This is a genomic window from Streptomyces sp. RerS4 (assembly GCF_023515955.1).
GTDB lineage: Bacteria > Actinomycetota > Actinomycetes > Streptomycetales > Streptomycetaceae > Streptomyces.
Window position 1 is genome coordinate 4,332,527 of sequence record NZ_CP097322.1, and the last position, 13,069, is coordinate 4,345,595.

Below are 13,069 nucleotides of genomic sequence, written 5' to 3' on the forward strand. Positions count from 1 at the left end.
GGTGTTGTGATCATCGGTGTGGGGATCGACGTCGCGGAGATCGAGCGGTTCGCCGCGGCGCTGGAGCGCACGCCCCAACTGGCGCGGCGGCTCTTCCTCGACGCCGAACTGACCCTGCCGAGCGGCGAGCGGCGCGGCGACGCCTCGCTCGCCGCCCGGTTCGCGGCGAAGGAAGCCCTGGCCAAGGCCCTGGGGGCGCCGGCCGGGCTGCTGTGGACCGACGCCGAGGTGTACGTCGAGGACTCGGGGCAGCCGCGGCTGCGGGTATCGGGCACCGTCGAGGCGCGCGCCCTGGCCCTCGGGGTGAAGTCCTGGCACATCTCGCTGAGCCACGACGCGGGAGTCGCGTCCGCCGTGGTGATCGCCGAGGGCTGACGGGGCAGGCTGGGGGCATGCGTACTGCTTACAGCGTGGAGACCGTACGGGCCGCCGAGCGCGAGCTGATGGCACGGCTGCCGGAGGGCGCCCTGATGGCACGGGCGGCGGCCGGACTGGCCGCCGTGAGCGCGGGGTTGCTCGGGCGGGTGTACGGATCGCGGGTGGTCCTGCTGGTCGGGCCCGGGGACAACGGCGGCGACGCCCTGTACGCGGGCGCGCGGCTGGCGCGGCGCGGGGCCGGGGTGACGGCGGTGGCGATGGATCAGCGGCGGATGCACCCGGGCGGGCTGGCCGCGCTGCGGGCCGCCGGCGGCCGCGTCGCGTCCTCGGTGCCCGAGCGGGCGGACCTCGTACTGGACGGGCTCCTCGGCATCGGCGGCCGCGGCGGGCTGCGCCCGGCGGCCGCCGCACTGATGGCGGCGATCCCCGCCGGGGCGGTGGTGGTCGCCGTGGACCTGCCGAGTGGGGTCGACGCGGACACCGGGGAGGTCACGGGCCCGGCGGTGTCGGCCGACGTGACGGTGACCTTCGGCGCGCACAAGCCGGGGCTGCTGGTCGACCCGGGCGCCTCGCGGGCCGGCGTGGTCCGGCTCGTGGACATCGGGCTGGAGTTGCCGCCCGCGCCGGAGGCCGAGGCCCCGCAACACGCCGACGTGGCGGCGCTGCTCCCGGCGCCGACGGCGAGCAGTGACAAGTACCGCCGGGGCGTGGTCGGGGTCGTCGCCGGGTCGGAGCAGTACCCGGGCGCGGCGGTGCTGGCGGTGGCCGGCGCGCTGCGGGGCGGCGCGGGCGCGGTGCGGTACGTGGGCCCGGCGGCGGACGCCGTACTGGCCCGGTACCCGGAGGTGTTGGTGGGGCCGGGCCGGGTGCAGGCCTGGGTGGTCGGGCCGGGGCTCGGGGCCGGCCGGGAGGCGGAGGTCGAACGGGCCCTGGCGGAGCGGGACGTGCCGGTGCTGGTGGACGCGGACGGGCTGCGCGGCCTGGACGGCGCGGTGGTGCGGGCGCGTACGGCGGCCACGCTGCTGACCCCGCACGCGGGCGAGGCGGCGGCGCTGCTGGGCGTGACCCGCGCGTCGGTGGAGTCCGCGCGGCTGGCCGCCGTACGGGACCTGGCCGGGCGGTACGGTGCGACGGCCCTGCTGAAGGGCTCGACCACGCTGGTGGCCGGGCCGGGCGGCGGTGCCGTACGGGTCAACCCGACGGGGACGTCGTGGCTGGCCACCGCCGGGAGCGGTGACGTGCTGTCCGGGCTGGCCGGTTCGCTGCTGGCGGCGGGGCTGGACGGGCTCGACGCCGGGTCGGTGGCCGCGTACCTGCACGGCCTCGCCGGCCGCCAGTCCGCAGCAGGCGCCCCCACCCTGGCCCACGAGGTAGCCGCCGCCCTCCCGACCGCCTGGCGAAACGTCACGTCCTGACCGCCTGAGCCGGATTCGCCCCGGCCCCGGTTCCGGCCTGCGGCCCCGGCCCCTGCCTGCGGCTCACGCCTGCGGCCCCGGCCCCTGCCTGCGGCTCACGCCTGCGGCCCCTGCCTGCGGCCTCTGCCTGCGGCCCCGGCCCCGGCCTGCGGCCCCGGCTTACGGCCTGCGGCCCTGGCGCCCGGCTCACGGCGTGCGGCGCCGCCTGGGGCGTGGCCTGCGGCCCCGGCTGCGGCTCCCTGCGGGCTCCGGTCCCGGCCCCGGTCCCGGCCCCGGCCCCGGCGCCCCGGCCCCGGCGCCCGGCTTGCGGCCTGCGGCCTCGGCCCGGCGCCCGGCCTGCGGTCCCGGCCTGCGGTCCCCGGTCCCCGGGGGCGGCTGCCTGCGGTTCCGCACCCGGGGCCCCCGGGCCTCGAACTCCCGACGGGCTTCCTCGGGACCCCCGGCGGGGTTGAAACATGCGGGCCCCGCCGCCGGCCTGCGGTGAGGGGTGGGTGGGGCTCTGAGAGACTGGGGGCGATGAACGAGACACCGATGCGCGTGTACGCCGAGATCGATCTTGACGCAGTACGGGAGAACGTACGCGCACTGCGCGCGCGGGCGCCCCGTTCCGGCCTGATGGCCGTCGTCAAGGCGGACGCCTACGGGCACGGGGCGGTCCCCTGCGCCCGCGCCGCCCGCGAGGCAGGCGCCACGTGGCTCGCCACCGCCACTCCCGACGAGGCGCTCGCGCTGCGCGCCGCCGGGATCGAGGGGCCGATGCTGTGCTGGCTCTTCACCCCCGGCGGGCCCTGGCGGCAGGCCGTCGAGGCCGACATCGACGTGTCCGTCAGCGCCCTGTGGGCCCTGAACGAGGTCCGCGCCGCCGCCCAGGCGGCCGGCCGCGTCGCCCGCGTCCAGCTCAAGGCCGACACCGGCCTCGGCCGCGCCGGCTGCCAGCCCGCCGAGTGGGCCGAACTCGTCGGCGCGGCCGTCGCCGCCCAGGCCGAGGGCACCGTCCACGTCACCGGCGTCTGGTCGCACTTCGCGTGCGCCGACGAACCCGGCCACCCCTCCATCAAGCTCCAGCTCGAAGCCTTCCGCGACATGCTCGCCCACGCGGAGAAGGAGGGCATCGACCCCGAGGTCCGGCACATCGCCAACTCGCCCGCGACCCTCACCCTCCCCGAGAGCCACTTCGACCTCGTCCGTCCCGGCCTCGCGATCTACGGCGTCTCGCCCGCCCCCGAGATCGGCACCCCCGCCCAGCTCGGCCTGCGCCCCGCCATGACCCTCAAGGCCTCCCTGGCCCTGGTCAAGGCCGTCCCCGCCGGGCACGGCGTGAGCTACGGCCACCACTACGTCACCGAGGCCGGGACGAACCTCGCCCTCGTCCCCGCCGGCTACGCCGACGGCCTGCCCCGGGGCGCCTCCGGCCGCGGCCCCGTCCTCGTCGGCGGCCGGATCCACCGCGCCGCCGGCCGCATCGCCATGGACCAGTTCGTCATCGACCTTGGCCCCGACCCGGCCCCCGGCCCGGTCCCCGACGGCGGCGCCGTCCCCGTCCCCGTCCGCGCCGGCGACGAGGCCGTCATCCTCGGCGACGCCGAACGCGGCGAACCCACCGCCGAGGACTGGGCTCAAGCGGCACACACGATCGCGTATGAGATCGTCACCCGTATCGGAGGTCGGGTGCCCCGGGTGTACCTGGGCGGCTGAGTGAGGACGGCGACGTCGTGAGCGAGAACTGGCGCAAGGCCGGCTGGGCCGGCGCCGCCATCGGTGTCATAGCGGCGGGCGCCGCGGCCGGTGTCGCGGTCGAACGCATCACCGTGGGGCGGGGCATCCGCATGAAGGCCCGCCTCGCCCTCGACGCCGCCGGGGACTACGGCTCCCTGCGCGGCACCGAGGGCACCTGCCGGGCCGAGGACGGCACCGAGCTGTACTACGAGGTCGACGAGCTGCCCGAGGAGAGCCCCAAGCGGCGCATGCGCCGCAAGGCTCCGCCGCCGGTCACCGTCGTCTTCTCCCACGGCTACTGCCTCGGCCAGGACTCCTGGCACTTCCAGCGCGCCGCCCTGCGCGGACTGATCCGCTGCGTCTACTGGGACCAGCGCAGCCACGGCCGCAGCATGCGCGGCCTCGCCCAGGCGGACGGCCTGCCGATCACCATCGACCAGCTCGGCCGCGACTTGAAGGCCGTCATCGACGCCACCACGCCCGAAGGCCCGCTCGTCCTCGTCGGCCACTCCATGGGCGGGATGACCGTCATGGCGCTCGCCGAGCAGTTCCCGGAGCTGGTGCGCGACCGGGTCCTCGCGGTGGGCCTCGTCGGCACGTCCAGCGGCGGCCTCGACGAGGTCACGTACGGGCTGCCCTCCGTCGGCACGGCCGCGCTGCGCCGACTGCTGCCCGGGGTGCTCAAGGCGCTCACGTCCCAGGTGGAGCTGGTCGAGAAGGGCCGCCGGGCCACCGCCGACCTCTTCGCCGGCATGATCAAGATGTACTCGTTCGGCTCGCGGGACGTGGACCCCGCCGTCGCCCGTTTCGCCGAGCGGCTCATCGAGGCGACCCCGATCGACGTGGTCGCCGAGTTCTACCCGGCCTTCCAGACCCACGACAAGCGCGAGGCGCTGCAACGGTTCGCGCCGCTGCCCGTCACCGTCGTCGCCGCCGACCGCGACATGATCACGCCGGCGGAGCACAGCGTCGCCATCAAGGAGGCGCTGCCCGCCGCCGAGCTGGTGGTGCTGGAGGAGACCGGGCACCTGATGATGCTGGAGCGCCCGGACATCGTGACCGGGCTGCTGACGGACCTGCTCACCCGCGCCGGAGTCCTGCCCGCAGCGACTAACGTTGGGGCGCATGGAAGAAGTACCGCGGGAAGCGCCGCGCAGCCCGGCGGCTGAGGCCCTGGCCGAGGCCGCCGCCGAAACCCTGATCACCGTCGACTCGCCCGACTCCATGCAGGAGCTGGGCCGTCGACTCGCCGGCCTGCTGCGCCCCGGCGACCTCGTCCTGCTGACCGGCGAACTCGGCGCGGGCAAGACCACCCTGACGCGCGGCCTCGGCGAGGGGCTGGGCGTGCGCGGGGCCGTGACCTCCCCGACGTTCGTGATCGCCCGGGTGCACCCGTCCCTGGGCGGGGGTCCGGCGCTGGTGCACGTGGACGCGTACCGGCTCGGCGGCGGGCTGGACGAGATGGAGGACCTGGACCTCGACGTCTCGCTGCCCGACTCCGTGATCGTCGTGGAGTGGGGCGACGGCAAGGTGGAGGAACTCTCCGAGGACCGGCTCCACGTGGTCATCGGGCGGGCGGTCGGCCACGAGGAGGTCCTGGACGACGTACGCCAGGTCGTGGTGCGCGGCGTCGGCGCGCGCTGGGTCGGCGCCGGGCTGGAGGAGCTGGCGGGCCAGGCGGCGCGGTAGCTCGCCGAGGGGTTTCGGCGTTCCTGGGACGTGGCTGCCGAAAGATACCGACAAGGTGTCGGGAAGGTGAAACGTACCGACAAGGCGTCGGCAAGATATTGCGCCGGCGCGGCGTCGCGTGATGACATGGTACCGAGCGTCGGTTAGGGCTACCTAAGTACGCGCGTCCCGGGTCCAGGAGGCAGCCATGTCGGCAGCAGGAGCAGCAGAGCGAGCGCCCGTCGTGTCCATGCGGGCCCTGCTCGCGGCGGGCCTCGCCGCGACGGCGGTGTCCACTCCGCCCGACGTGCGACCCGTCGTGCGACCCGCCGCGGGCCCGGAGGCCGAGGCCGCCACCGCGGGTGCCGCGTACGCGGAACAGGCCGCTCCGGAGTCCGAAGCGGCCTGAGTCCTCACCCGTTCGGGTGAGTTTGCTGATCGGCGTCAGGGAGACGACAGGGGGAGACGTCGGGGAGACGTCAGGGAACGACGACGACCTTCGCGCCGATCGTCGCGAACGCCCACATGGCGTCCCCGTCGGCCCGCGCCATGCGGATGCCGCCGGTCTTCTTCGTCGGGTCCGGCTCCGGCATCGCCCCGTCCACGCGGGAGCTGAAGCCGATCACGACCCCGTCCGTGGTCGCGAACCGCACCACGTGCTCGACCGGCACCCCGTCGGAACCGGTGACCGACCCGGCGCGGGAGCCGACCACGTACGCGCCCGTCGCAGGGTGCAGCGTGCTCGGCATGACCGCGAACGTCTTCGGCTGGCTGTTGTCCTCGGGGACCAGCCAGACCCGCTTCTGCGAGATCGAGTACACCACCCGCGTCCCCGTCCCCGAGTCCGCCGGGACCGCCGCCGGCTTGGCCGGGTCCTGCTTCGCCGGGGCCTGGCCCTGCGCGACCGCCGGCGCCTGCCCGGACGGCCGTACGGGGTGCTCCGGCGCCGTCGCGGACGCCTGGTAGCCGAGGAAACCGATGGCGGCGAGCGCCGCGAAGGTGAGCCCGGCCACGATTCCCGAGCTGCTGCGTGCCACCTTGCTCCACCTCTCCGCGCCTGCGGGGCCGACCCCGTGGCCGACCATGATTGCCATCCGGTCGAAAGGTAGCAGCCGGCCCCGCCGCCGACCGGCCGCAAGGCCCCGGGGCCGGGGAGTCGTAGGCTGTTCGCGTGCTCTTGCTCGCCGTAGATACCGCCACGCCCGCCGTCACCGTCGCCCTGCACGACGGGGAGTCCCTCCTCGCCGAATCGAACCAGGTCGACGCCCGCCGCCACGGGGAGCTGCTGCTGCCCTCCGTCGACCGGGTCCTCGCCGAGGCCGGGGTGAAGCTCGAAGCCGTCACCGGCATCGTCGTCGGCGTCGGCCCCGGCCCCTACACGGGGCTGCGCGTCGGCCTCGTCACCGCCTCCACCTTCGCCTCCGTGCTCGGCGTCCCCGTGCACGGCCTGTGCACCCTCGACGGCCTCGCCTACGCGGCCGGCGCCGCCGGGATCGAGGGCCCCTTCGTCGTCGCCACCGACGCGCGGCGCAAGGAGGTCTACTGGGCGCGCTACGAGGACCCCCGCACCCGCGTCGAGGGCCCCGCCGTCGACCGCCCGGCCGACATCGCCGAGCGCGTCGCGGGCCTGCCCGCCGTGGGCCAGGGCGCCGAGCTGTACCCGGCGGTGTTCCCGGACGCGCGCGGGCCCGTGCACCAGTCGGCCGCCGCCCTCGCGGGCCTCGCGGCGGAGCGGATCGCGGCGGGAGCGGCGTTCGAGAACCGCGACGGCGTGCCCCCGACCCCCCTGTACCTGCGCCGGCCCGACGCCGAGGTGCCCAAGAACTACAAGGTGGTCACCCCGAAGTGACGGCCGTGACCGCGGTGCTCCGCGAGATGCGCTGGTGGGACATCGCACCGGTGCTGGAGCTGGAGCACGAGCTGTTCCCCGACGACGCCTGGTCCGCCGGGATGTTCTGGTCCGAGCTCGCCCACGCGCGCGGCCCGCACGCCACCCGCCGCTACGTCGTCGCCGAGGACCCGCGGACCGGCCGCCTCGTCGGCTACGCCGGGCTCGCCTCCGCCGGCGACCTGGCCGACGTACAGACCATCGCCGCGGCGCGCGACCAGTGGGGCACCGGGCTCGGCGCCCGGCTGCTCACCGAGCTGCTGCGCGCCGCCACCGCCTTCGAATGCGCCGAAGTGCTCCTGGAGGTACGGGTGGACAACACCCGCGCCCAAAAGCTCTACGAGCGTTTCGGCTTCGAGCCCATCGGCTTCCGGCGCGGCTACTACCAGCCCGGCAACGTCGACGCGCTCGTCATGCGACTGACCGACCCCGCGCACGCGGGCACCGATAACCCTGAGAGCAGTGAGACCCATGGCTGACGAACCGCTCGTCCTCGGCATCGAGACCTCCTGCGACGAGACCGGCGTCGGCGTCGTCCGCGGCACCACCCTGCTGGCGGACGCGATCGCGTCGAGCGTCGACGAGCACGCGCGCTTCGGCGGCGTCGTCCCCGAGGTGGCCTCCCGGGCCCACCTGGAGGCGATGGTCCCGACCATCGAACGCGCCCTGAAGGAGGCCGGGGTCAGCGCCCGCGACCTCGACGGCATCGCCGTCACGGCCGGTCCGGGCCTGGCGGGGGCGCTGCTGGTGGGCGTCTCGGCGGCGAAGGCGTACGCGTACGCGCTGGGCAAGCCGCTCTACGGCGTGAACCACCTGGCCTCCCACATCTGCGTCGACCAGCTGGAGCACGGCCCGCTGCCGGAGCCGACCATGGCGCTGCTCGTGTCGGGCGGGCACTCCTCGCTGCTGCTGGCCCCGGACATCACCAGCGACGTCCGGCCGCTCGGCGCGACCATCGACGACGCGGCCGGCGAGGCCTTCGACAAGATCGCCCGGGTGCTCCAGCTCGGCTTCCCGGGCGGCCCGGTCATCGACCGGCTCGCGCGCGAGGGCGACCCCGGTGCGATCAACTTCCCGCGCGGTCTGACGGGGCCGCGCGACGCGGCGTACGACTTCTCCTTCTCCGGCCTCAAGACGGCGGTGGCCCGCTGGATCGAGGCGAAGCGGAAGGCGGGCGAGGAGGTGCCGGTGCGCGATGTGGCGGCGTCCTTCCAGGAGGCCGTGGTGGACGTCCTGACGCGCAAGGCGATCCGGGCGTGCAAGGACGAGGGCGTCGACCACCTGATGATCGGCGGCGGTGTGGCGGCCAATTCGCGGCTGCGTTCGCTGGCGCAGGAGCGCTGCGACGACGCGGGGATCATCCTGCGCGTGCCGCGGCCGAAGCTGTGCACCGACAACGGCGCGATGGTGGCGGCGCTGGGCGCGGAGATGGTCAAGCGCAACCGGCCGGCGTCCGACTGGGACCTGTCCGCGGACTCCTCGCTGCCGGTGACGGACCCGCACGTTCCGGGCGAGGGCAACGGGCACGGTCACGGCGACTCGCACGATCACGGCCACGGCCACGGCCACGGCGACTCGCACTCGCACTCGCACGACCACGTGCACGAGCTGAGCAAGGACAACCTCTACTCATGAGCACCGTCGCCCTGATGTGGGAGGCTCGGGCCACCGCCGGCCGGGGCAACGAGCTGCTGGAGTGGGCCCGGTCGCAGGTCCTCGCCCGGGAGCCGGTGCGCCGCGAGGTGTTGCACGCGCCGCAGGACCGGGTGCTCGTCGTCACGTGGTGGAAGACCGAGGAGGGCCTCGCGGCGGAGCTGCCCGAACTGCCCGAGCCGGCCGCGGACCTGATCACCCGTGCGGTGCACCGCTGGCGGTTCGAGTCGGTCGAGGTCACGGGCGGCTGAGGCGCCCCGCGGAGCGCCGCTTCCGGCGCCGATCGAGGGGCTCTCCGCCGGAGTTGGAGCGCCTGAGGCTATGGTCATGCGCATGCCTAGCCGTCAGCTCCCGCCTCCACCGCCGCCCGCGCACCTGCGCGAATGGCTGGACGAGACCGTCGTACGGGCCGACCGTGCGCGGTTCCTGGCGGACCTGAGCCGGCGCAGCCTGGGCCTCGGCCGGCTGGCGCTGCTCTGGGCCCTCGCGGCCGTCTTCGCGTTCGGCTGGACCTTCGTCGGCATGGCGGTGATGTCCTTCGAGTCCGGCGACGCGTTCGGCTCCCTGTTCGGGGTCCTCTACGCCGTCATCGGGCTCGGCGTCCTGATCCCCGCCGGGTTCTGGTTCGCCTGGGGCGCCCGGCGGGAGCGCCAGGTGCGCCACCTGCTGTGCGCCTGGGTCGAGGCGGGCCGCGACCCCGCCACCGACGCCCGGCTGCGCGCCCCCGCGCGGAGCCTGGTGTGGCTGACGGCCTCGCTCGCGCTGGGCGCCGTAGGGCTCTGGCTGACCTTCGCCGCCGCGGCCGGGGCGCGGCCGGGGGAGGACACGTACGGCGAGGTCGCCTACCTCATGGGCTTCGGCATGATCCTGTGGATCACCGCCCTGCTGGGCCTGGCCAAGGCGGGCGCCCACTACCGCTGGGCGATCCGCGCCTTCCGCACCACCCCGCCGCCCGCCACCACGGCCCGACGCGTACTGACCGAGACCCTTTAGGGGCGTCCGCCTAGGGGGTGCCCGCCCGGCTTCGGCTCAGGCCACCGGCGAGCCGATCAGCATCGAGGGGGCTCCCGCGACGCGTGTCAGGAACACCGTCGCCGAGTTGGGGCCCTGCGGTTTGACCTTCTTGCGCAGCTCCTCGGGCTCGATCGCCGAGCCGCGCTTCTTCACCGTCAGGACGCCGACCTCGCGCTCGCGCAGCAGCGCCTTCAGCTTCTTCAGGCCGAAGGGCAGCACGTCGGTGATCTCGTACGCGGTCGCGTACGGCGTCGCGCGCAGTTCGTCGGCGGTGATGTAGGCGATGGTCGGGTCGATGAGCCGGCCGTCCAGCTCCTCGGCGACCTCCGCGATCAGGTGGGCGCGGATCACGGCGCCGTCGGGTTCGTACAGCCAGCGGCCGACCGGTCCCGGTTCCGGGTCCGGCAGCGGCTCGGCGGTGCGCAGGGCGCGCGGCCCCGGGAGCAGGGTGGCCCGTACGGTGCCGGGGGCGGTGCCGAACCACAGCACGGCCTCCTTCACGTCGCCGTGGTCGGAGATCCACTCCGCCTCGGCCTCCGCCGGGACCGCCTCGTGGGGGATCCCGGGGGCGATCTTGATGGCGGCGTGGCGGGCCGTGCGGGCCGTCTCGATCGCCCAGGACAGCGGGGGCGAGTAGGACTCCGGGTCGAAGACGCGGCCGCGCCCGCCGCGCCGGGCGGGGTCGATGAAGACGGCGTCGTACGCGGACACGTCCACGTCCGTCACGTCCGCCTCCCGGACCTCGATCAGCTCCGCCAGCCCCAGCGCCTCGGCGTTGGCGCGCGCGACGGCCACCGTCAGCGGGTCGCGGTCCACCGCCAGGACGCGGATGCCGAGCCGGGCGAGGGCCAGGGCGTCCCCGCCGATCCCGCAGCAGAGGTCCGCGACGGACCGTACGCCCAGCTCGGCGAGGCGCGCGGCGCGGTACGCGGCGACCGAGGCGCGGGTGGCCATCTCCCCGCCGCCGGGCGTGAAGTACATCCGGAACGCGTCCTCGGCCCCGAACTTGGCCACCGCCCGCTGCCGCAGTCGGGCCTGCCCGAGCGCGGCCGACACCAGGGCGGCGGGGTGCTCACGGCGCAGCCGGGTGGCGACGGCCAGCTCCTGGGCGGAGTCGTAATCGCGCAGCGAGTCGAGGAGGGCGCGGCCCTGCGGGGTGAGCAGCTCGGCGAAGTCTTCGGGGGTCACCGTTCCATTGTGGGCCAGTCGGTGGACGGGCGATTTCCGGCCGTGGTGTCGGCGGGGGGCGCGCGGCGCGCGATGAAAAGATCCGCAGCTATGCAGCTTGTACGACAAAAGGGAAATAGTGCGCAGTATGGTCACCGGTGTGCGGCACGTCCGCGCGGCCGGTACGGGGTGGCCCTGGCCGCGCTGCTCGTCGCGGCCCTGGGGACGGGATGCGGAGCCGGCGCGGACGCGCCGCCCAAGAAGGCGACGGCCGGTCCGTCCAAGGAGGGCGGCGCGGCGGGCGCCCTCAGCGCCGCCGAGCGGCTCAAGGCCGCCCAGCAGGCCCGGATCGCCCTCGCGAAGAAGTGGGGCCTGGCCAAGACACCGCTGCTCGCCCCGCCCGCACCGAAGGAGAAGCCCGAGATCACCACGCGGGAGGGCTTCGAGGTCGAAGACCAGGACGAACTGCCGCCCGTCTTCACCACCGTCCCGACGGAGGACAAGGTCGTCTTCCTGACCATCGACGACGGTGCGGAGAAGGACCCCGAGTTCGTCCGCATGATGCAGGAGCTGAAGATCCCGTACACGGCGTTCCTCAGCGACTACCTCGTCCGCGACGCCTACCCCTACTTCAAGGGGATGCAGGCCACCGGCGTCACCCTCAACAACCACACCCTCAACCACCGCTACATGCCCGGACTCTCGTACGAGAAGCAGCGCGAGGAGATCTGCGGCCAACAGGACACGATCCAAAAGCAGTTCGGCAAGCGCCCGACCCTGTTCCGGCCGCCGTACGGCAACTACAACCAGGACACGCTGCTCGCCGCGAAGTCCTGCGGCATCAAGGCCGTCCCGCTGTGGAACGCCGAGGCCTTCCCGAACCGCATGGACTACCGCGAGTGGGACCGCGACCTCCACCCCGGCGACATCATCCTGACGCATTTCCGGGGCCGGGAGGACTGGAAGGGCACGATGCCTGACATGATCCGTCATGTCATGAAGACCGTCACGGACAAGGGGTACGCCGTGGCCCGCTTGGAGGACTACCTTTGATGTACGCGCGCCGGTTGGTAGCCGGGACGCTGACGGCCGGCGCGCTCGCGCTGTCCCTGACGGGGTGCGGGAACAGCGTGGATCCCATCGAACGACTGGGCCGCAAGGCCGCGTCGGAGCCGGGGACGCCGTCGGCCTCCCCCTCCGCCCCGGCCTCGGCGGCCGCGGGCCCGAGCGCCACACCGGCGGCCGGGGACCTGGCGTACAAGAAGTGGGGGCTGACGGCCCCCGTCGAGTACGCCCCCAAGCCCGCACGCAAGCCCCAACTCCCCAAGGCCACGCCGGGCAAGGCGGCCGTCGTGGACCGAATACCCGTGGCGCCGACGGACAAGGTCGTCTTCCTGACCTTCGACGACGGCGCGGAGAAGGACCCCGAGTTCCTGAAGATGGCGGCCGACCTGAAGCTGCCGATCAGCATGTTCCTGACCGACAACGTCGCCTCGGCCGACTACGGCCACTTCGAGAAGCTCCGCGACAACGGCTCGGGCAGCACGATCAACAACCACACCCTGACCCACCCGAACCTGCGCACGCTGCCCTTCGCGGCGCAGAAGAAGGAGATCTGCGGCCAGCAGGAGCGCCTGGAAAAGCGCTTCGGCAAGCGCCCGCCCCTCTTCCGCCCGCCGTTCGGGAACTACAACGACGACACCCTCAAGGCCGCCTCCGAGTGCGGAATCAGCTCGGTCGTCCTGTGGCGCGCGTCGATGCAGATAAACGACCTCCAGTACGCCGAGGGCTCCGCCCTCAAACCGGGCGACATCATCCTGGCCCACTTCCGCGGCCCGTCGGAACTCAAGGGCAAGACCGAAACCCAGATGACGACGCGCATGCTCCAACACATACAGGAGCAGGGATACCGGATAGGCCTGCTGGAGGACTACTTGTAGGGGCGAGTGCGGTACGCCGCCCCGCGCGAGCGCGCCATCTCCCCCTCGCCCCCCGGGGGGGCGAGGAACCGAAGCCGGGCGGCGCGGATTCATGGCCGCCCGGTCCCGAAAGGGGCTGTGAGCGGGCCCGGATGCCCGGTGGGGCTTGCGCGCGACCCCTCGCTCTTCGCTGACGGGGCCGGTCCTGGGGGTCCCCCCCGTGACCGTTCTTTCGGGGGTTTCCCGGCAGT

General features: G+C 74.3%; 15 protein-coding genes. 13 read left to right on the forward strand and 2 right to left on the reverse strand.

Going from position 1 to position 13,069, the window contains the following annotated elements:
• Positions 1–6 precede the first annotated feature (6 nt).
• The 6 genes from M4D82_RS20230 (at position 7) to M4D82_RS20255 (ending at position 5,586) form a co-directional block, all read left to right on the forward strand.
• Complete coding sequence (locus M4D82_RS20230; RefSeq protein ID WP_249767373.1) at positions 7–375, forward strand: holo-ACP synthase; 369 nt, start codon at positions 7–9, stop codon at positions 373–375.
• 17 nt (positions 376–392) lie between these two features.
• The gene (locus tag M4D82_RS20235; protein ID WP_249767374.1) at positions 393–1,793 is read left to right on the forward strand and encodes an NAD(P)H-hydrate dehydratase; all 1,401 of its coding nucleotides are present in this window, start codon (positions 393–395) and stop codon (positions 1,791–1,793) included.
• Positions 1,794–2,309: 516 nt separating this feature from the next.
• Positions 2,310–3,488, forward strand: a complete 1,179-nt coding sequence (gene alr / locus M4D82_RS20240) for an alanine racemase (RefSeq protein WP_249767375.1) — start codon at positions 2,310–2,312, stop codon at positions 3,486–3,488.
• Positions 3,489–3,505: 17 nt separating this feature from the next.
• On the forward strand, positions 3,506–4,678 hold the full coding sequence (locus M4D82_RS20245) for an alpha/beta fold hydrolase (protein WP_249767376.1): 1,173 nt from the start codon (positions 3,506–3,508) through the stop codon (positions 4,676–4,678).
• Positions 4,635–5,198, forward strand: a complete 564-nt coding sequence (tsaE, locus tag M4D82_RS20250; protein WP_249767377.1) for a tRNA (adenosine(37)-N6)-threonylcarbamoyltransferase complex ATPase subunit type 1 TsaE — start codon at positions 4,635–4,637, stop codon at positions 5,196–5,198. Before M4D82_RS20245 ends, tsaE begins: the two co-directional genes overlap by 44 nt.
• A 187-nt stretch (positions 5,199–5,385) precedes the next feature.
• Positions 5,386–5,586 (forward strand): hypothetical protein, encoded by a 201-nt coding sequence (locus tag M4D82_RS20255; RefSeq protein WP_249767378.1) that lies wholly within the window; start codon positions 5,386–5,388, stop codon positions 5,584–5,586.
• Between the two features lie 70 nt (positions 5,587–5,656).
• Here M4D82_RS20255 and M4D82_RS20260 read toward each other — a convergent pair whose 3' ends face one another.
• Positions 5,657–6,214 (reverse strand): hypothetical protein, encoded by a 558-nt coding sequence (locus M4D82_RS20260; RefSeq protein WP_249767379.1) that lies wholly within the window; start codon positions 6,212–6,214, stop codon positions 5,657–5,659.
• A gap of 134 nt (positions 6,215–6,348) precedes the next feature.
• Between M4D82_RS20260 and tsaB the strand changes: the two genes are divergently transcribed.
• From tsaB to M4D82_RS20285, 5 genes are all read left to right on the forward strand, one after another.
• Complete coding sequence (gene tsaB / locus M4D82_RS20265; protein ID WP_249767380.1) at positions 6,349–7,026, forward strand: tRNA (adenosine(37)-N6)-threonylcarbamoyltransferase complex dimerization subunit type 1 TsaB; 678 nt, start codon at positions 6,349–6,351, stop codon at positions 7,024–7,026.
• Entirely contained in the window at positions 7,023–7,544 is a 522-nt protein-coding gene (rimI, locus tag M4D82_RS20270; protein ID WP_249767381.1) for a ribosomal protein S18-alanine N-acetyltransferase, read from the forward strand. The genes tsaB and rimI overlap by 4 nt, the downstream gene beginning before the upstream one ends.
• Positions 7,537–8,700, forward strand: a complete 1,164-nt coding sequence (gene tsaD, locus M4D82_RS20275) for a tRNA (adenosine(37)-N6)-threonylcarbamoyltransferase complex transferase subunit TsaD (protein ID WP_249767382.1) — start codon at positions 7,537–7,539, stop codon at positions 8,698–8,700. Before rimI ends, tsaD begins: the two co-directional genes overlap by 8 nt.
• Complete coding sequence (locus M4D82_RS20280; RefSeq protein ID WP_249767383.1) at positions 8,697–8,969, forward strand: hypothetical protein; 273 nt, start codon at positions 8,697–8,699, stop codon at positions 8,967–8,969. Before tsaD ends, M4D82_RS20280 begins: the two co-directional genes overlap by 4 nt.
• Before the next feature lie 82 nt (positions 8,970–9,051).
• Positions 9,052–9,711: a hypothetical protein gene (locus M4D82_RS20285; RefSeq protein ID WP_249767384.1), complete on the forward strand. Its 660-nt coding sequence runs from the start codon at positions 9,052–9,054 to the stop codon at positions 9,709–9,711.
• A gap of 36 nt (positions 9,712–9,747) precedes the next feature.
• Here the strand turns inward: M4D82_RS20285 and M4D82_RS20290 are convergent, their stop codons facing one another.
• Complete coding sequence (locus M4D82_RS20290; RefSeq protein WP_249767385.1) at positions 9,748–10,920, reverse strand: THUMP-like domain-containing protein; 1,173 nt, start codon at positions 10,918–10,920, stop codon at positions 9,748–9,750.
• 90 nt (positions 10,921–11,010) lie between these two features.
• Here M4D82_RS20290 and M4D82_RS20295 point away from each other — a divergent pair, with 90 nt between their 5' ends.
• Both M4D82_RS20295 and M4D82_RS20300 read left to right on the forward strand, forming a co-directional pair.
• The gene (locus M4D82_RS20295; RefSeq protein WP_502989078.1) at positions 11,011–11,952 is read left to right on the forward strand and encodes a polysaccharide deacetylase family protein; all 942 of its coding nucleotides are present in this window, start codon (positions 11,011–11,013) and stop codon (positions 11,950–11,952) included.
• On the forward strand, positions 11,952–12,839 hold the full coding sequence (locus tag M4D82_RS20300; protein WP_249767387.1) for a polysaccharide deacetylase family protein: 888 nt from the start codon (positions 11,952–11,954) through the stop codon (positions 12,837–12,839). The genes M4D82_RS20295 and M4D82_RS20300 overlap by 1 nt, the downstream gene beginning before the upstream one ends.
• The last annotated feature ends 230 nt before the right edge of the window (positions 12,840–13,069 follow it).